This window comes from Desulfolithobacter sp. (assembly GCF_054025815.1).
The window spans coordinates 60,030-76,768 of sequence record NZ_JBPMMS010000018.1 but is presented as its reverse complement, the minus strand read 5'-3'; the positions used below and the strand labels follow the sequence as shown (position 1 = coordinate 76,768).

General features: G+C 54.2%; 16 protein-coding genes. 4 read left to right on the top strand and 12 right to left on the bottom strand.

The features are described 5' to 3' along the window. Positions 1-261: 261 nt before the first annotated feature. From ACXJJY_RS05310 to ACXJJY_RS05270, 9 genes are all read right to left on the bottom strand, one after another. Entirely contained in the window at positions 262-726 is a 465-nt protein-coding gene (locus ACXJJY_RS05310; RefSeq protein WP_456385748.1) for a hypothetical protein, read from the bottom strand. Between the two features lie 296 nt (positions 727-1,022). Next, on the bottom strand, positions 1,023-1,916 hold the full coding sequence (locus tag ACXJJY_RS05305; protein WP_456385746.1) for a DMT family transporter: 894 nt from the start codon (positions 1,914-1,916) through the stop codon (positions 1,023-1,025). Positions 1,917-2,031: 115 nt separating this feature from the next. Further along, positions 2,032-2,739 carry a fumarylacetoacetate hydrolase family protein gene (locus ACXJJY_RS05300; RefSeq protein WP_456385744.1) on the bottom strand — a complete coding sequence of 236 codons (708 nt, stop codon included), beginning with the start codon at positions 2,737-2,739 and terminating at the stop codon, positions 2,032-2,034. Positions 2,740-2,937: 198 nt separating this feature from the next. After that, entirely contained in the window at positions 2,938-3,972 is a 1,035-nt protein-coding gene (locus ACXJJY_RS05295) for a cytochrome-c peroxidase (RefSeq protein WP_456385742.1), read from the bottom strand. Positions 3,973-4,223: 251 nt separating this feature from the next. Then, positions 4,224-5,279 carry a molybdenum ABC transporter ATP-binding protein gene (gene modC / locus ACXJJY_RS05290; protein ID WP_456385740.1) on the bottom strand — a complete coding sequence of 352 codons (1,056 nt, stop codon included), beginning with the start codon at positions 5,277-5,279 and terminating at the stop codon, positions 4,224-4,226. Positions 5,280-5,283: 4 nt separating this feature from the next. After that, entirely contained in the window at positions 5,284-5,967 is a 684-nt protein-coding gene (gene modB / locus ACXJJY_RS05285) for a molybdate ABC transporter permease subunit (RefSeq protein WP_456385738.1), read from the bottom strand. Beyond that, a complete protein-coding gene (modA, locus tag ACXJJY_RS05280) occupies positions 5,964-6,740 on the bottom strand; it encodes a molybdate ABC transporter substrate-binding protein (protein ID WP_456385736.1) in 777 nt (258 codons plus the stop codon). Before modA ends, modB begins: the two co-directional genes overlap by 4 nt. 453 nt (positions 6,741-7,193) lie before the next feature. Next, the gene (locus ACXJJY_RS05275; protein ID WP_456385734.1) at positions 7,194-8,060 is read right to left on the bottom strand and encodes a GGDEF domain-containing protein; all 867 of its coding nucleotides are present in this window, start codon (positions 8,058-8,060) and stop codon (positions 7,194-7,196) included. Between the two features lie 395 nt (positions 8,061-8,455). Next, positions 8,456-9,247, bottom strand: coding sequence for a C-GCAxxG-C-C family (seleno)protein (locus tag ACXJJY_RS05270; RefSeq protein ID WP_456385732.1), 792 nt, complete (start codon positions 9,245-9,247; stop codon positions 8,456-8,458). A 315-nt stretch (positions 9,248-9,562) separates the two neighbouring features. On the opposite strand from ACXJJY_RS05270, the gene ACXJJY_RS05265 reads away from it, so the two are divergent. After that, the gene (locus ACXJJY_RS05265) at positions 9,563-10,903 is read left to right on the top strand and encodes an ATP-binding protein (protein WP_456385730.1); all 1,341 of its coding nucleotides are present in this window, start codon (positions 9,563-9,565) and stop codon (positions 10,901-10,903) included. Positions 10,904-11,036: 133 nt separating this feature from the next. Next, on the top strand, positions 11,037-11,567 hold the full coding sequence (locus ACXJJY_RS05260; RefSeq protein WP_456385728.1) for a response regulator transcription factor: 531 nt from the start codon (positions 11,037-11,039) through the stop codon (positions 11,565-11,567). A 153-nt stretch (positions 11,568-11,720) separates the two neighbouring features. Here the strand turns inward: ACXJJY_RS05260 and ACXJJY_RS05255 are convergent, their stop codons facing one another. Further along, on the bottom strand, positions 11,721-12,170 hold the full coding sequence (locus ACXJJY_RS05255; protein ID WP_456385726.1) for a universal stress protein: 450 nt from the start codon (positions 12,168-12,170) through the stop codon (positions 11,721-11,723). Between the two features lie 708 nt (positions 12,171-12,878). Between ACXJJY_RS05255 and ACXJJY_RS05250 the strand changes: the two genes are divergently transcribed. Beyond that, a complete protein-coding gene (locus tag ACXJJY_RS05250) occupies positions 12,879-13,577 on the top strand; it encodes a cytochrome c biogenesis protein CcdA (RefSeq protein WP_456385724.1) in 699 nt (232 codons plus the stop codon). Between the two features lie 89 nt (positions 13,578-13,666). Next, positions 13,667-14,164, top strand: coding sequence for a TlpA family protein disulfide reductase (locus tag ACXJJY_RS05245; RefSeq protein ID WP_456385722.1), 498 nt, complete (start codon positions 13,667-13,669; stop codon positions 14,162-14,164). Between the two features lie 160 nt (positions 14,165-14,324). Here ACXJJY_RS05245 and ACXJJY_RS05240 read toward each other — a convergent pair whose 3' ends face one another. Together ACXJJY_RS05240 and ACXJJY_RS05235 are read right to left on the bottom strand one after the other, a co-directional pair. Next, a complete protein-coding gene (locus ACXJJY_RS05240; protein ID WP_456385720.1) occupies positions 14,325-15,419 on the bottom strand; it encodes an SPM autocatalytic domain-containing protein in 1,095 nt (364 codons plus the stop codon). Positions 15,420-15,639: 220 nt separating this feature from the next. Beyond that, positions 15,640-16,737 carry an AI-2E family transporter gene (locus ACXJJY_RS05235; RefSeq protein WP_456385718.1) on the bottom strand — a complete coding sequence of 366 codons (1,098 nt, stop codon included), beginning with the start codon at positions 16,735-16,737 and terminating at the stop codon, positions 15,640-15,642. Positions 16,738-16,739 lie beyond the last annotated feature (2 nt).

Sequence of the window (16,739 nt, the reverse complement as noted above, 5' to 3'; positions counted from 1 at the left end):
GCCCCCCACGCGGGGGCGTGGATTGAAACATTCTGCTGGCCGATGTCCTTGCCCAGGTACCGGAGTCGCCCCCCCCACGCGGGGGCGTGGATTGAAACAGAGGGTTAAGCAGGTATATTGTGCAGCGAAAACAGGATAATGTGGCGGGAGCAGCGCTCCAGGAACGTGTCTTTCCTGGAGCGCTGCAGGTTCGATAACCGTTGTTAGGGAAAGAGTGATGGATTTTTTACGAGTCTGTCTGGCCAGTTCGGAAAAAATTGATCAATTTGCCGGAGGTTCAGATGCAGATCCGCTGTACAGCTCCTTGGTTGGGTAATAGGTTCTTTCGATCCCTTTAAATACAGCAGTCCAGGTTCCATCTCCGGAATCATCCATGCATGCCATTGTTCCGCTCCAGGTGCGGGGAGCAGTCTTTTGGCCCCAATATGATGGCATGCAACCGCTGTTGAATATGAACTCAACGCTCTTGTCTGCCCGATTGTACATCCATATACCATTATCTCCAGACTCAGGAATGGTAAAATTTCCGTCCAGGGTCAGGTACATGTCTGCATGGCCGCAGGAAGATCCGCTCCAGCAATATTCCAGATCAAGGACCAGGGCAAAGTACTTATAGAACTCGTCTTTTCCCTGCCGGTTGGCGGCAAGGGCACTGGTTAGGGATATTGCGAGAAAAAGTGAGACAATACTGGTTAAGAAGGTCAGTTTTTTGATTGATTCGGTCATGGCAAGGCTCCTTTTTGTGAGGTTGGTGGTGGTTAGAGCAGCAGCTTTCTTGATTCTGAAAAATCGTTCATTCAGAATCTTTCAGGACGAATTGTTTTAGTGGTGATCCTTCGTTACTGAATTATATCATTAATTTTTTATCATGTGAAATTCTTTAAATCAAGAAAGAACAGCAGCGCTGTATAGATGGTCTTTTCGAAATCTCGCGGTACGCTTCTCTGTCCGTCCTCTGTTGCATGGTCAAAAATATTATTAGAATATTGTATAGATGTCTGCTGTCGGGGAAGGAGAGCAGCCTATAGGGATTGTTTTCTTGTCTGCATGTTCTGGAAGATGATCGAGCCGACGATCAGGAACAGGCCGATGAAGGTGGCAGAATAGATCCTTTCGCCCACGACCAGGTTGAGGATGACCAGGGAGAAAAACGGGGTTATGTAGATCAGGTTGGTTATTTTTGCTGCCGTGGTGGTGAGTTGCATGGCTGTAAGCCAGAGGGCGAAGGTTATTCCCATTTCAAAGAGGCCGATGTAGATGATCGGCAGCCAGGCCCGGGAGGGGGGCAGGTCTATGGTGCCGGCCAGAGGGCTGAATAGGGCGGTGTAGAAGAGACCGAAGCAAAAACCGGTAAACAGTTTGCTCACCGGGTCCAGCCCGTCTCTGGCGTTGAAAAGCCAGAATGTCGCCCAGACTACGGTGCTGCCCCCGGCCAGCAATACACCAGTCTGGCTGACATTACCGAAACTGGTGAACTCTCCGCGAGTGGCGATGATTACCGCGCCAAGGAAACTGACAATAATGGCCAGCAGCTGGCTTCGATTCAGGTGCTGGCGGAGAATAGGCACCGAGAGGATGGTCAGCACCAGGGGCCAGCCGTAGTTGAGGGACATGGCAATCTGGCCTGGAAGAATGGCGTAGGCCTTGAACAGGACCACGTAGTACAAGAAAGGGTTCAGGAACCCGAGCAGTGCCGACTCGGCAAGATTTTTCCCCCGAACAGCTTTGAGATTGCCAAGCCGTCCCTGCCATACCATGATGCCAAGCAGGGCCAGGGTGGAGAAGAGGGTCGAGTACAGAAGCAGGGAATACGGTGTCACGTACCGCAGGGCGATCTTGAAGGCCGAGGCCGCAGTGGCCCAGAAGGTGACGACCAGCGAGGTCAACAGGTACGCTTTGATCTGATTCTCGATCACGTGTTATGGTTTATTTATCTGTGGTTTCAGGTGGTTAGTCCTGTGGCTGGAAGGGGGTGTGTTTCGGTGAGCCCGATTGCGGCAGAGGGTTTCAGGGACCGGGTCTCTGTCCTTGTTATTCTTCCTGGACAGGATTTTTCAGGATACCGATCTTCTCGATCTCCACTTCAACCACGTCTCCTGCCCGGATTGGCCCGACCCCGCTGGGAGTGCCGGTGATGATGATATCGCCCGGCTCCATGGTGAAGTTTTTGGAGATGAAGCTGATGATGGCCGGCAACTTGAAAATCATGTTGCATGTATTGGAGTCCTGGACCACCTTGCCGTTGAGCCGGGTCTGGATGCGGAGGTTCTGTGGATCGTCGATTTCTTCCAGGGGGACGATTCTGGGGCCAATGGGACCAAAGGTGTCGAGCGACTTGCCGCGGAACCAGCCGGACTTGTCACTGCGCTGGAAGTTGCGCTGGCTGACATCGTTGAAACAGGTGAAGCCCAGAACATGGTGTAAGGCTTCATCTTCAGAGATGTTTTTGATTCGGTCGCGGATGATGATGGCCAGCTCGCCCTCGTAGTCGGTGCGGCAGTCTTTGAAGCCGTACTCTTGCAGCAGGGATGGAAGAATGATGGGCTGGTCGGGGCCGATGAGGACGTTGGGGGTTTTGGGAAAGAGCACCGGTTCCTCGGGAATGGCGTCGGTGAAGTTCTGGACATTCACGGACTGGCTTTCCCTGATATGCTCCAGGTAGTTGAGGCCCAGGGCTATGATCTTGGATGGCTGCAGGGTGATTTCCCGGCCATTGGTCATCGGCAGGGTGACGGGCATGTCGTACTCCTTGTGACTGATATTTTTGTTTTATGCTGTTACAGTTTGTTTCTGGCCATACCGCGACAGGGCTGGATCTGTCAAGGAGTTCGTGGTTCGGGATGGATGTGAGAGAATGAAAACAGACAGGGGGACCAGCCAGATGGCTGCTCCCCCTGCGTATCATTTTCGTAGCGCCGGTTGGGCCTGTCGCCCAGGTCAGTCAAGCACAGGCCTGGGCGTAGCATCGGTGGATGCCGGCAGGATCGGGTATTCCACCTGCGGCTGGCGGCCGGTGGTGGTCTTGAGGAAGGTGGTGATCAGCCTGACCTCGTTATCGTTGAGTTCGGTACCCAGCTGGGCCGAGCTCATCAGCCCGACAGCCTCTTCCAGTGACCAGACCTTGCCGGAATGGAAATAGGGCGGGGTCAGCTCGATGTTGCGCAGGGTAGGGGCCTTGAACACGTACTCGTCCTCGACCACAGCGGTGATCTTGGCCCGGCCCTTGTCGCCACCGAGAATGTCGTCTGAGACTTTTTCGACTACTCCGAAAGTAAAGTAGTCCTCGCCACCCATGTTCAGGCCGCCGTGGCAGTCCACGCACCCCTTTTCCATGTACAGCGACAGACCCTTCTTTTCATCCTGGTTCAAGGCAGATTCTTCGCCACGCAGGTATTTGTCAAAACGGGAGTCCGGGGTGGTCAGGGTGGCCTCGAAGGCCTCGATGGCCGCGGCCATGTTGTCAAAGGTGACCGGATCCTTGTCGTCGGGAAAGGCCTTCTTGAACATATCTATGTATTCGGGCATGGATTTGAGGGTCTTGATAGCGCCTTCCGGGGTGTTGTTCATTTCCACCGAGGCCTGGACCGGCCCCTTGGCCTGTTCCTTCAGGTCCTTTGCCCGTCCGTCCCAGAACTGGGCCATGTTATAGACCGCGTTGAGGACCGTGGGCGAGTTGCGCGGGCCTTTCTGCCAGCCGTGTCCGGTAGCGGTCTCCTGGAAGTCATCACCGCCCATGCCGACGTTATGGCAGAAGTTGCAGCTCACCAGACCGGATTTGGAAAGGCGGGGCTCAAAGTAGAGCATTTTGCCCAGCTCGATTTTTTCAGTGGTGATCGGGTTGCCTTCGATCTCCGGAATACCAAAAGGGATGGGACGGAAATTTTCCTGAGCCTGTTTCATAAGTCCGGCTCCGGCCCAGGCCACACCGGAAAGTCCGATGGCCAATACCCCGGCAGCAATAAGTTTTTTCATGGATTTTTCTCCTTTTTCCTGACAAGTTTTTATTTTTTATTTTGTACCGTTATGCGATGTGGCCGGCCCGGAAGCACCCTGTGACAAAGAAGCTGTGTCCGCCGGCCTCACTGCAAAGCGCAGGATAATAATAATGAGTACCATTATTACTGTCAAGGATTTTTTCATGTTTGTTTCCCTGCTTGGCGTCAGGCCGGAAGAGACAGCTTCTCTCCTCTCAGCCCACAGACTGATCAGGGGATTTGACATGGTCAGTAGAGTTTGCGAAAGGCAGAGGCCTTGATCACGGCAACGATTTCGCGTCCCGGGGTAATGTCCAGTTCATGAACCGATTCCGGAACGATCTGCGAGATCAACCGGCCACCGTTTACTGCCAGCTCCACTCCGACCCGATTACCATCGCCAAACACATCCTTGACTCTGCAGGAGAGCAGGTTGCGGGCACTCGTGGCCACTGGGTTCTGTTTAAAAAGGGTGATGTCTCTGGCGCCCAGTTCAAAGAGGTTATCGTCTTCGCCGCCCGGCTCGGTGAGAATCAGCTCGGTTCCGCCCCAACTGTAGCGAAACAGGTCGCCATGGGGCCGGGGGTTTTTGAGGTGAAGCAGATTGACATATCCACGGTGGCCGGAGACCAGGTACCTCCTGGCGAGCTCTTCAGTGGGTACGGACTTTTGGACGCCGCCCCTGTCAAAGACCAGTACTTCATCGGTCATCAGGCGGACCTCCTGCAGGCTGTGGCTGATGAAGAGCAGGGGGATCCGGAATTCATCCAGAACCTTTCTCAGGTAGGGGATGATCTGAAATTTCAACTGCTGATCCAGGCCGGTAAGTGGCTCGTCCATGAGCAGCAGTCGGGGGCATGAGAGCACTGTGCGGCCCAGGGCCACCCGTTGGCGTTCTCCGCCCGAGAGAGTGTTTGGCCGTCGTTCCAGCAGCGGTTTCAGGTTGAGGACCTCTATGATGGCCTCGGGTGTGATTCGTCGCTGTTCCATCGAAGTGCGGCGCCAGCCATAGAGCAGGTTTCGACGCACGTTCATGTGGGGAAAGAGAAGAGCATGTTGGAACACGACCCCGATACGCCTTTTCTGGGGCGGCAGGTGGATTTTGTGATCATGGTCAAAAAGCACTGTCCCGTCCAGGTTAATTCGACCGCGGTCCGGGCGGAGAAGGCCCGCCAGGATGTGCATGAGGGTGGATTTGCCACTGCCTGAGGGGCCGAATATGCCGCATCGCTGCCGAGACAGGGTAAAGTCGGCGTTCAGGGTAAAGTCGCCGACCTGCTTTGTTACATTCACGTCAAGTTGCATAGGCTCACCTCTTTTTCAGCGACCTGGCCGAGGCCTCGCTGGCCAGGAGGACCAGAAAAGAGAGGCCGATGGAAACCAGGCAAAGCGACAGGGCCATGGAGTCTCCACCCGGGGTGTTGGTGTATTCGTAGATGGCCAGGGGAATGGTCTGGGTGACCCCGGGGATGTTGCCGGCCAGGATGATGGTGGCCCCGAACTCGCCAAGGCTGCGGGCGAACATCAGGGTCATGCCGGCAACAATGGCGCGGCTGGAAAGGGGGACGACGATGGTGAACAGGCCATCCCACCAACGGGCGCCCAGGGTCCGGGCCGCCTGGAGATACTGCTCGTCAATGGACTCCATGCCGATACGGATTGAACGGACCATGAGTGGGAAGCCGACTACTGTGGAGGCGATGACCGCCCCCTTGAGGGTAAAGATGATACGGATATCCAGGAACCGGAGCAGGGCACCAAGCGCCCCGGACTGGCCAAAGAGCAGAAGTAACAGATATCCGATGACCACCGGCGGCAGAACCAGCGGCAGGTTGACCAGGCCTTCGAGCAGGGCTCGTCCGGGAATGCGGCCAAAGACCAGGAGGTAGGCCGCGGCGAAGCCAAAGGGCAGGGCCAGGACGGTGGCAGCGGTGGCCACCTTGAGCGACAGAACGATGGCCTGGATGTCCGCGGGGGTGAGGGCCAGGGTCATCTCTGATTTCCTCCCGGCAGGGTGAAACCGTATTTTTTCAGGATTCCGTCTGCCGCCGGGCTGGTTACAAAGCTGTAGAAGGCCAGAGCCTCAGGATTTTGTTTTCCTTCAGGGGTCAGGCCAAGGGTATAGGCTATGGAATCGTGGAGTTCCGGCGGGACGGTGAAGAGAACCGTGCTTTTCCTGGCCAGAGGGGCATCTGTCCGGTAGACAAAGGCGCCGTCCACCTCTCCCCGGTCGGCGTAGAGCAGGGCCTGACGGACATCTTTGGCCATCACCAGGCGCTGGTTCTCCAGGAGCTGCCCGAAGATTCCGGCATTTTTCATGGCCTGGGCTGCATACTGGCCGGCCGGAACACTTTTGGGACTGCCGATACCAATACGGACAAGGGAGGTAAGGTCCTGCATGGTCCGGATCCCGGAGGCCAAGGGACCGATAAAAACCAGCGTATTATGAGCCAGGGTTCGAGCCGTCCCGGGATCGATGGCCCTCTTTTCGACGAGCCAGTTCATCCAGCGCTCATTGGCCGAGATGTAGATATCCACCGGCGCGCCATGGAAAATCTGTTTGGCCAGGGAGCCGGATGAGGCAAAGTTGGGCTGGACGGAGGCCCCAGGATGAACGGCGACAAATGCCTGTATCAGTTCCCGGACCGCATCGGTCATGCTGGCGGCCGCAGCCAGGCGGACAGTGGCAGCCCCGACCAGTCCGGGGGTCAGGACAACAGAGACTATCCAGATGGTGATGAGCACGACAGGAATAGATTTTTTCATGGCTGATTCCTTTTGCTGTTTCCAGCGATACGCTTGTTGACAGTACGTGGCAGGTCTGGGTTACCGGTTCCGGCAGCGAATATCTGTACTCTTTGTCCGGTTACCTCTGCATATGATTTCGCAAAATGCGTGCCTGTCCAGTGTGGCTGCTCTTTTTCTCGGCACGAAGTCTGGGTTACAGGAGACCAATACCAGACCGGTTCCCCGGGTGACCGGATGTGTCGAAGGGAGATGTTTCGTTTCCGCGTCAGCGGGACAGGGCGGGCTCGGTATCGGGAGGGGGATCAGTTTTGTCCGGTTTGCTGCAAAAATGTCTTCTTACTGTATCAGGATGGCCATCGATTTATCTTTTTATTATATATTGATCGGCAATATTTTTGTGACTACCAGAGGATAGAGTTTTGCTGTACGGAGAAGGAGTTGGAAATCTGTGGACAGGTGCGCGCCCCTGCTTCAGGGGTTCGGCGGCAAGGGGCCCATGAATTCCTGCCAGGCCACCACCCGGTTGCGCCCGGCCTGCTTGGCGGCATAAAGGGCTTTGTCGGCTTTTTCCAGAAGATATGAAACACTGGTGGTTTCACTGTCAAGGCTGGCGACCCCGATGCTGATGGTCAGGGATATCTCGCGATCGCTGTGAATATCGGGTGGGGCAAAGTCGGCCCTGGCAACACGGCGCCGAATCCTTTCGGCCAGTGACATGGCTTGGGGCAGGGATGTTTCGGGAAAGATGATTGCGATTTCCTCGCCGCCGTAGCGGGCGACGATATCTGTTTCCCGCACCTCGTCAAGGATTATTTGGCCCAGTTGCTTGAGGACAAGATCTCCAGTGCTGTGCCCGTAATTATCATTAATCTTTTTAAAAAAATCCACATCAAGCAGCAGGACCGACAGGTTGGAGCCATGCCGGTGGGCCCGTTTGATCTCTTTAGCCAGGATTCGGTCCATGTGGCGGCGGTTGTGGATGTCCATCAGAGGATCGGTAATGTTTTCGCATTCCAGCAGGGCCATTCTCTTCATGTCCGAGGCGGTCTGATAGGCCAGTCTGCCGACAAGAAGGACAAAAACGGAGCCGCCGAAAAAGAGTATCGGCACGACCAGGTCGGCGATATGTATTTCTTTGTGCCAGTTTGCGATGGTGTAGGCGGCGTAGCCGATTATGAAAAAGATGATCAGGCCGTTTAGAACCTGCCACTTGGGCTTGAGGTTTGCTCCGTCGGGGAGCTGCCGGATCAACCGCTGGATGGGAAACAGGGCGGCGATGAGCAGGAAAATCCCGGTGATGACAAAAAACCTGATTATTTGACAAAAGAATGATTCCAAGTGCAACTCTCTGGAAAACTGGTACTATATTGTAGGAAGCAGCAGGATGACTGCGTATAAACGCAGGGTTAAGCATGGGAGGGATAAGTCTGTAAAATAAAAAGAAACTAATAATGGATTTGGGCTCGGAAGTCAATGAGTATTTGATATTTTTGCAACGAGAAAGCCGTTTGGAAGCTACTACGTTGTGAAGCTTTTTACTTTGGAGCAGTGGACTGCAGCAAAAAAGGGTTGTTCTCTCCGGTAGATATGGTTTCCGGCAAGAACAACCCTTTTGGACAGGGTTTTACTTTGGTGTCCCGAACCGCCTGGCGGCCGGTTCTGTTATCCACGACAGTTGGGTCGCGGCGATGGAATGGGATCCCCCTTAAAAAAACCTTTTGTTGAGGGATGTATCAACTTTTCGGCATCGGTGGGGTCGGAACTTCAGTGTGGCACTCGTCACAGTTATACTGGCCGGTGATGCCGAACTCGGACGGAGCGGAGAAGTCTGAAGTTTCCTCGTATTTACCGTCCTTCCAGTCGTTGAGCAGTTCCACCAGGCGGTAGGCGGTGCTGGCAGCTACCCTGGCACAACGGTCTTTCCTCTCGGCGCTCTTGAGTGGATAACCAGAGGCCTTCATCCATTTGCCGACAGAGATATGACACAGTGGTGAATCACTGACGGTCTTGACCAGCTTCTTCGTGAGTCGCGGTTTGGCCGGGGTGAATACCGGCATGTCAGCTTCGGAGTACCACTGCATGATATCGGCCGAGATCTGGTGACCTACCGGTGAACCGGCGATCCTGGGCCCGATGATAAGGTTGGCAACGATATTGGCCCCGGCCGGAGAGCCACAGATGGTACCCCATCCTACCTGACCACCTTCAAGGAAGACAAAAGCGTCAACTGGAAACGAGGTATAGGGCTCGCCGATTTTTTCGCGAAGCTGGCTGAACACAGAGTTGATTACTGCACAGCCGCAGAAAACACGGTACCATTCATTGTAGCAGATTTCAGCGGTTTTGGCCGGATCGAGTTTTTCGTAGGGCCAGGGCCATTTTTCAGTGGGCCCGCCTTTTGCCTGTGCTGAGTTGAACAGGCCTTCGAGTTGGGTAAGGGCGGTTCCGGCGGCAATGACTCCTGCGGTTCCAATCATCATCTGACGACGGGAAAGGCTCTGGCAGTTTTTATCCGGTTTTTCCATATTATTCCTCCTCCACGAGCTGGTGCTTTTTTGTGGAACTGACCGGGACAGGCCCGGGGCAGATCCCCTCTTGTACCTTTCATTACGGAGACACAATATCGCATAGTTCTCGGCCGCACAATGTGGCATATTGTCGCATCTAATGAAAATTATGGTACTATTTTTTTTGTTTAGAGATGTCGCTTGCTCTAACTGTTTGTTTTTCTGTTTATTATGAAAGCTGTGGCAAGTTGTCGCAGTCACATGATCATGTTTGCCGGTCTTTTGTTCGGTGGACTGTTTTGCAGCACATGTAATACAGCCGAGAGAAGGTCTATGTTTTTTTCCCGACTCCGATCGCCATTTCGTCACGTTGACATGGAACAGGTGGATGTGGCCCTGCCCTGGTTACTGGTTTTGCGCTGGGGCGAAGTTCTGTGCCAGATAATCCTGATCATAGCGGTATGGGTGGTGATGGGGCTGCCTGTTCCTGTTCTGCCGGTTTCGGCCATAATCCTGTTCAAGGTCATTTCCAACCTTTATCTTCATTACCGTCATTACCGGAACTACCAGGTATCGAACCTGATGATACTCGTCCTTCTCCTGCTGGACACCCTGCTGTTGACCGGCTTTCTCTACATGACCGGCGGCGCCATAAATCCTTTTGTTTTCCTTTACCTGATTCATATAGTGACCGGCGCGATGATCCTTCGAGAACGATGTTCCTGGCTCATCACCGCCACCACACTTTTTTGTTACAGCCTTCTTTTCTATTTTCCCTCTCCGTTTATCACCGCCCTGGCAGATTCCCGCAACATGGATCATTCCGCCGGCATTCAGAGCATAGACGGTTTGATCGGTTCTTTTCAGTTACACCTCAAGGGGATGGGGGGAGCCTTCATTGTCACCTCACTGTTTATCGTCTTTTTTGTCAGCAAAATCCAAAAGGCCCTCACCCGGCACCGGATCGAACTCCAGGCGCTGGAAAAGGAGCGTGAGCGCAATGAGCGCCTGGCCTCTCTGGCGACTTTTGCCGCCGGGGCGGCCCACGAACTTTCCACTCCTTTGAGTACGGTGGCCGTGGTGTCGTGTGAAATGATCCATGCCCTGGAAGAACTGGGGGAGAATGACGAACTGCTCGAAGATGCAAGGCTGATCAGAAGGCAGGTGGCCGACTGCAAAGAGATCCTCTACCAGATGGCGGCCGGGGCTGGAGAGCACCTGGGGGAAGAAATCCGTGAGTTTACCATAGAGCAGGCTGTGCGGCAGATTCTTGGTGAACTGACGGCAGAGCAAAGGGAGCGGCTGGAGGTGACCATCGAACCGGAAAACATGACGATCAAGATGCCCTTCCGTTCCCTGTGCCGGACCGTGAAAGGATTGGTGAAAAATGGCCTTGAGGCCTCGTCATCCTCCCGGACGGTGACCATCTCCTGGTTCACCACGGCCAGGCATCTCGGGGTCGAGGTCCGGGATCAGGGGGTCGGGATCGGCAACCAGATGGCTTCCCTGGTTACGGAACCTTTCTTTACCACCAAGGATTCTGGCCTGGGGTTAGGGCTCTTTCTCGCCAGGAGCATGGCTGAACAATTCGGCGGTGGCCTGACGATAGAGCCGCTTGAAGGGAAGGGAACCCGGGTGGTGCTGACCCTGGCCCTGGATAAGATCCGTAAATGACATCTATCTGTATTCACTGCCTGCTTTGCGGATGGATGCCGCACCATGGCTGTTTGTATTGCCGGCATCCTCAAGGGCGCAAACTTTCTGGTGTGTATCATCAAAAATACTTTTATAGATCGGAGCTGGACTGATGGAAAAAGTTTTACTGGTTGACGACGAGGATTTTTTCCGGGACCGGTTAAACCGGGCCTTTGTCCGACGGGGCTATGCTACCTGTACGGCCTCCTGTTACGACGAGGCCATGGAGCTGCTCGACCGGGAGGAGCCGACCATGGCCGTGATCGATTTGAAGATGCCGGGTAAAAACGGGCTCCTTCTGGTCCGGGACGCATTGTCCAGGCTTCCGGAACTGAAAATCGTTGTCCTGACCGGCTACGGATCCATTGCCACAGCCACCGAAGCCATTCGGCTCGGCGCGGTGTCTTATCTTGCAAAACCAGCTGATATCGATGAAGTACTGAAAGCCTTTTCCGGAGAGAGCGGAGTGGAGCTGGAAACCCCGCCGGAAGATATCCTGCCGCCATCCCTGGCCAGGGTGGAGTGGGAGCACATCCAGCGGGTCCTGGCGGACTGCAACGGTAATATCAGCTGCGCAGCCAAGAAACTTGGCATACATCGCCGGACCCTGCAGAGGAAACTCTACAAGTACGCGCCAAAGTAGGAATTCGAAAATAAAGGGAAAAGAGGGCAAAGGGAGAAATACTCCAACCCGGATGGTTCAGCATGAAAATTCCCGGCTGCGATCCGCCCCTGACGGCCGCAAACGGTGATTTTCATGGTGAACCTCGGGCTGGGTCAGCGGATTTTCCCGGGATTACTTAAAAGGGTTGAATGTAAGAACCGGGCACGGGGCTTTCTTCACCACTTTTTCCGCGGTGCTGCCCATGAGGATTTTCTCCAGTCCCCTGGCGCCATGGGTACCGATGATGATCATGTCGGCCTTTTCCGCTTCGGCCAGGGCGATGATCTCCTCCACCGCATCACCGACCGCGACCCTGCCTTCCGCTCCTTTTTTGAGGTCCTTGTGATCTTCCACCAGGGCCTCGATCTTTGCCTTGCTCTCCTTCTTCAGGTCTTCGATCATCCGGTTGAAAGAGGGATGGACCAGCATCATCTCATATCCCTTGAAGTCATTGACCACATGGAAAAAAATTACATGGGCGTCCAGCATCTCCGCCACGCTGGTGGCATAGTCGACCACCTTTCCGGTGGCACTTGAAAAATCGACCGGGATGATCACTTTCTTGATATCAATGTTTGCCATTTTCAATACCTCCTGTTTCTTTTGATAAAAGGAGCCGTTGTCGAGCTGGCCCCTATTGCCGAGTGCCTGAATCCGTGATGCTGCCTTTCACCCCTTTCGCTGTGTCATTTACGATTGCAGGAGATACGGTAATCAATGGGCCTCTTCGCTGTCTCCGTTTGCCCGCATGTCCGGCAGCGTGTCGAAGACAGGAGAAGTTTCCATCTGCAAAGATTCAGGGAAGCAGTAGCCCTCGGAAAAGACAATTGACACAACAGCCCTGGTTGTCAATGTGTTGCACAGGGTTTTATCGGTGCTCGCACTGTAGTGTGCTTGATTGCGTTTTCCCTGTCGTGCCTGGCAAGATCGGAAAAAGAGAGTAGTTCGGGCAGGAAAGAAAGTGTTTGAAAACAGGGGGTTGTCGTGGATTGTCAAGGATTTTGCGGGGCAATTGGAACCACGTGGTGCTAAAAGGACGTTGTAATTTCTGCTGATGGTGTTAGCATATGAGTACATGATCATATGTTTGAAGGGCGTTTGTCCGGGCGAAAGGTGGACCGATACCCGGGGTGGTGGACAGGTTTCTGGTGATTCTTCATGCAACCTGGAGTGTGCTTACCAGGCCGTTGAAAAACCTCTACTCTTGATGATACTGCGTCCAAATTCGGCTCATTTTTTCTTGTCTCATCTTCGTTCATCACGTTTTTCAAGAGCCTGTTACAGGATTTTATGGAACAGTTTCTTAATCAGATAGACAGTTACCTGCAGGGGTCCATGCTGCTTGCGTTTGTGGCGGCCTATGGTGGTGGCCTGCTTGCCAGCCTGACTCCCTGTGTCTACCCGATGATTCCCATCACCGCGGGGGTAATCGGCAATGCAAATGTGGGTGGTTCCAGGGGGCGCGGGTTCCTGCTTTCCATGGCTTATGTTGCGGGCATGGCCTGTACCTATGCCGCTCTTGGCCTCTTTGCCGCTGCCACCGGCAGGTTCTTTGGCACCATCAATACCAGTCCCTGGACCTTTTTCCTGGTCGGCAACATTATTCTGTTTCTGGGTCTTGGCATGCTCGATGTCTTTCAGTTGCCGACCTTTGCGCCCAGGGTCACCACGAAGATGAAAGGTGCTCCCGGGGTATTCGCTGTCGGTATGGCTTCCGGCCTGGTCGCCGGGCCCTGCACCGCGCCGGTACTTGGAGCCCTGTTGGCATACGTGGCCACCACCGGCAACATGGTCCTCGGCGCCTCGCTGCTCTTTGTCTTCTCCTTTGGAATGGGTGCCATTTTGCTGGTGGTAGGGACTTTTTCCGGAGTACTGGCCAGTATTCCCCGTTCCGGGACCTGGATGGTGACGATCAAGAAAGTGATGGGCTTTGTCATGATCGGCCTGGCCGAGTATTTCCTTATCCAGGCCGGCATGATGTTTCTTTGAGATGATGACGCAGACACCAGAATGTCTGTTGTTTTGTGATGATCATCATCGGTGGCAATCAAAATATTTTTTTTCTGACGGAGGACCGGATGATGAGACGATCCATATCTTTTCTTTTTCTTTCATTTTTCTTTCTGCTTTTGCCACTGACGGCGAGCGGAGCGATCAAGGTGGGCGACACCATTGTGCCCTTCACAGGCACAGATATGAACGGCCGCCAGGTGGATCTGGGCCAGGTTATCGGCAGGAAGCCGATCATGATGGTCTTCTGGGCCTCCTGGTGTCCGAACTGCAAACGGGAAGTGCCCAGGATCAACGAACTTCAGGAGAGATACGGGAGCCGGGGGATGTATTTTCTCGGGATAAACGTGGGATTCAACGATTCCCCGGAACGGGCCCGGGCCTTCATGGAATCCACCAAAATGAAATACCCGGTACTCTTTGACAAGCCGGGGACGATTTCGAGACAATACGGGGTACAGGGCGTGCCGACCATTATCGTCACAGACAAAAGTGGCCGGGTGGTTTTCAAGAACTTCGGTGTCCCGGAAATAACGGACGAAAATTTTAAACAGCTCAGCCAGTAGCATCTTCCGGCAGACGCTGAACATGGAAACGCCCGGGCGGAAGGTACGCCCGGGCGTTTTTGTTTTCTGTTCACGTCGGTGGGCCCTTTGCCTGGTTCCGGGGCCCTGGAGCCAGGCCGTTCTTCGCTCCCCGTCCGTGGCTGGCGCTTCGGGCCTGTTCTCAGACTTTCATATCCAGTTGCTGGACGGTTCCCACCTGGCCGTTGTTGGCCATGAAGATGCTTGAATTTCTGACCTGGGCGAGGGTGGCATTGTTTTCATCCTTCATGGTAAACGGCGTCGAGACATTGCCAAGATATATGGCGCCGATGTTTTTTGCTCCCAGGGCAAAGAGCTGGCGTTCGCCGGTCGTGGTCCGGGACCAGATGCGCAACCTGGAGTAAATACCGTCATTTTCGTCGATCCAGTTATTGCGGTCCTCGTCATAGGTTTTCAACTCGGCGAAACCATCGCCGGTCCGGGGGCCGAAGAGCTCGCTGCCGTCGTTTATTTTTCCGTCATTGTTTCTGTCCAGGGCAAGAAAACCGGAGTCCGGCCCGACAAACCGGAGTTGGTCTTCGTGGCCGTCCAGGTCCAGGTCAAATTTGAAACTGGTTTGGGTCAGCTCCGCGGCCGTGCCCTTGAAGTTGATTACCAGGGGATCTGTGAGAGCGTCCCCAGCCAGGATGGAAAGTGTCTGTTCGGTATAAAACTCCCGGGTCATGCTGAGACTCAAATCAAAACTTATGTCCTGTCCGTCCGCGGTCCTGATACTCCCTGAAGCCGTGAAACTGGTGGATTCATATTCATAGTAAGACTGGACGTACCGATACTCCAGGCCCCACCCCTGGCGGGGAGGATTCTCAGGGGCCGGGCTGACCTGTTCCGCCTGGAGAGCGGAAGCTTCTCCGTCCGGGCTGGCCTGACCGGTCAGGTCGCCGGGCTGGAGAATTTCGATCTTCCGTCCGGTAAGCTGCTCGATAAGGGCCTTGAGAAGCTGGTTTTTGAGTTCAAACATAACCAGCTCGTCTTCTTCCAGGGGTTCCGCCTGACCCTGTTCCACGACCATCTCCCTTGCTTTGTCCGAGATATTTACCTGGATGTCTCCTCCGGCCATTTTTGAGGCCGAACTTTCCAGTTTGTGGTTCAGGTCATTCCCCTGTACTTCCTTGGGCTTTTGGGCGTTTTCCCAATAGAGCAGAGATTCTTTTTTTCTGGTTTGCTGTTCGGTTGCGTGTGAACTGGAAAGGAAAACTGTGGAATCGGAAATGATCATGGCAGACCCTCCCTGGTCAATAAATGAAAATACGTACGTGTTGCATTTCGGGGGTCCATCCTCCGTGACGGACCGTATCGTATCGATTTATCGGCTGGGTGGAGAAAAATGTTTAGAAAAAAAATAGAGGCAGGATGGGTGGCACAGTTTGACTGCGTTTATTAAGCCACGATATGCAACCACAACTGTCGGGTCGCTCGGTGCAGCGTTGGGGCGCGCCTTATTTGTTGTCGTTGTCTTTTTTTCGACTACCGATAAAGGATTTCACTTCAGGAAGATAATCCTTGAACGATTCGGCGTAGATTTCCCAGATGGTGACAAAAAGAGCGGAAATGATCGGGCCGATGATAATGCCCAGCAGGCCAAACATTGCGATTCCGCCCAGGGTGCCGAACAGGACCATGAGGTCATGCATCTCAGTATCTTTGCCAACCAGCCGCGGCCTGATGAGGTTGTCGATGTTTCCGGAAAAAACTCCACAGATCAGCGTCAGGATCACAACACCGGTCCAATCTCCGGCAAGCATTTTAAAAAGGAGTGCCGGGACCCAGACCAGTGAAGTTCCGACAGCGGGAATGATGGACAGTACCGCCATGACAGTACCCCAGAAGACAGGGCTTTGAATGCCGGCCAAGTGAAATCCCATTCCACAGATAAAGCCCTGGATGAGCCCGATGATCAGGGTTGACTTGATGGTGGCCCGGGCCACTGAAGTGAACCTGAACAGAAGCCTTTTCTCGTCATGGTCCTCAAGAGGCAGGGCATAGAGAATTTTTTCCAGAAGCAGGTGACCGTCGATAAGGAAGTAAAACATCACATAGAGCATGATGATGGTCATGATCACCGCATTGACGGTAAGTTTGGTGGCCGAGGAGAGTGAGTTGACGAGAAAGGTGGAAACGTGGCCCACCAGCTCGCCTCCTTTCTGGATAATCAGGTCCCGGTAGGGCAGAAATTCATGGTAATAAGGCAATTTTTCAAGGTGGCGTGAAAGCTCTGATGGCTCCTGGAGAAAAGACTGGACCCAGGGGGTCACAGACTGGCCGACGTGAATGGCCTGAGTGACCACTACTCCGAGCAGGGCTCCCAGTGGCAGGAGGATCAGGCAGACAATACCGAGGATGGTCAGGATGGAGGCCAGGGTGGAGCGGCCGCCCAGCCTGCTTTCCAGCCCGTGGTACAGGGGGGATGCCAGAGCGGAAAACAGGCCGGCCAGGAAGATGGGCATCAGGAACTGGCTGATCATGTTGAGAAAGAGGCCGGAGATGGCAAGGACAAGGGCCAGAAGTACGGTTTTGTTGACGAGTTCTCGGTTCATTG

What these genes read in the sequence shown, in the direction of transcription:
- ACXJJY_RS05310 (WP_456385748.1), bottom strand. Translation starts at nt 726, where the DNA reads ATGACCGAATCAATCAAAAAACTGACCTTCTTAACCAGTATTGTCTCA.
- ACXJJY_RS05300 (WP_456385744.1), bottom strand. Translation starts at nt 2,739, where the DNA reads ATGCCCGTCACCCTGCCGATGACCAATGGCCGGGAAATCACCCTGCAG.
- ACXJJY_RS05295 (WP_456385742.1), bottom strand. Translation starts at nt 3,972, where the DNA reads ATGAAAAAACTTATTGCTGCCGGGGTATTGGCCATCGGACTTTCCGGT.
- modC (WP_456385740.1), bottom strand. Translation starts at nt 5,279, where the DNA reads ATGCAACTTGACGTGAATGTAACAAAGCAGGTCGGCGACTTTACCCTG.
- modB (WP_456385738.1), bottom strand. Translation starts at nt 5,967, where the DNA reads ATGACCCTGGCCCTCACCCCCGCGGACATCCAGGCCATCGTTCTGTCG.
- modA (WP_456385736.1), bottom strand. Translation starts at nt 6,740, where the DNA reads ATGAAAAAATCTATTCCTGTCGTGCTCATCACCATCTGGATAGTCTCT.
- ACXJJY_RS05270 (WP_456385732.1), bottom strand. Translation starts at nt 9,247, where the DNA reads ATGGAAAAACCGGATAAAAACTGCCAGAGCCTTTCCCGTCGTCAGATG.
- ACXJJY_RS05265 (WP_456385730.1), top strand. Translation starts at nt 9,563, where the DNA reads ATGTTTTTTTCCCGACTCCGATCGCCATTTCGTCACGTTGACATGGAA.
- ACXJJY_RS05260 (WP_456385728.1), top strand. Translation starts at nt 11,037, where the DNA reads ATGGAAAAAGTTTTACTGGTTGACGACGAGGATTTTTTCCGGGACCGG.
- ACXJJY_RS05255 (WP_456385726.1), bottom strand. Translation starts at nt 12,170, where the DNA reads ATGGCAAACATTGATATCAAGAAAGTGATCATCCCGGTCGATTTTTCA.
- ACXJJY_RS05250 (WP_456385724.1), top strand. Translation starts at nt 12,879, where the DNA reads ATGGAACAGTTTCTTAATCAGATAGACAGTTACCTGCAGGGGTCCATG.
- ACXJJY_RS05245 (WP_456385722.1), top strand. Translation starts at nt 13,667, where the DNA reads ATGATGAGACGATCCATATCTTTTCTTTTTCTTTCATTTTTCTTTCTG.
- ACXJJY_RS05240 (WP_456385720.1), bottom strand. Translation starts at nt 15,419, where the DNA reads ATGATCATTTCCGATTCCACAGTTTTCCTTTCCAGTTCACACGCAACC.
- ACXJJY_RS05235 (WP_456385718.1), bottom strand. Translation starts at nt 16,737, where the DNA reads ATGAACCGAGAACTCGTCAACAAAACCGTACTTCTGGCCCTTGTCCTT.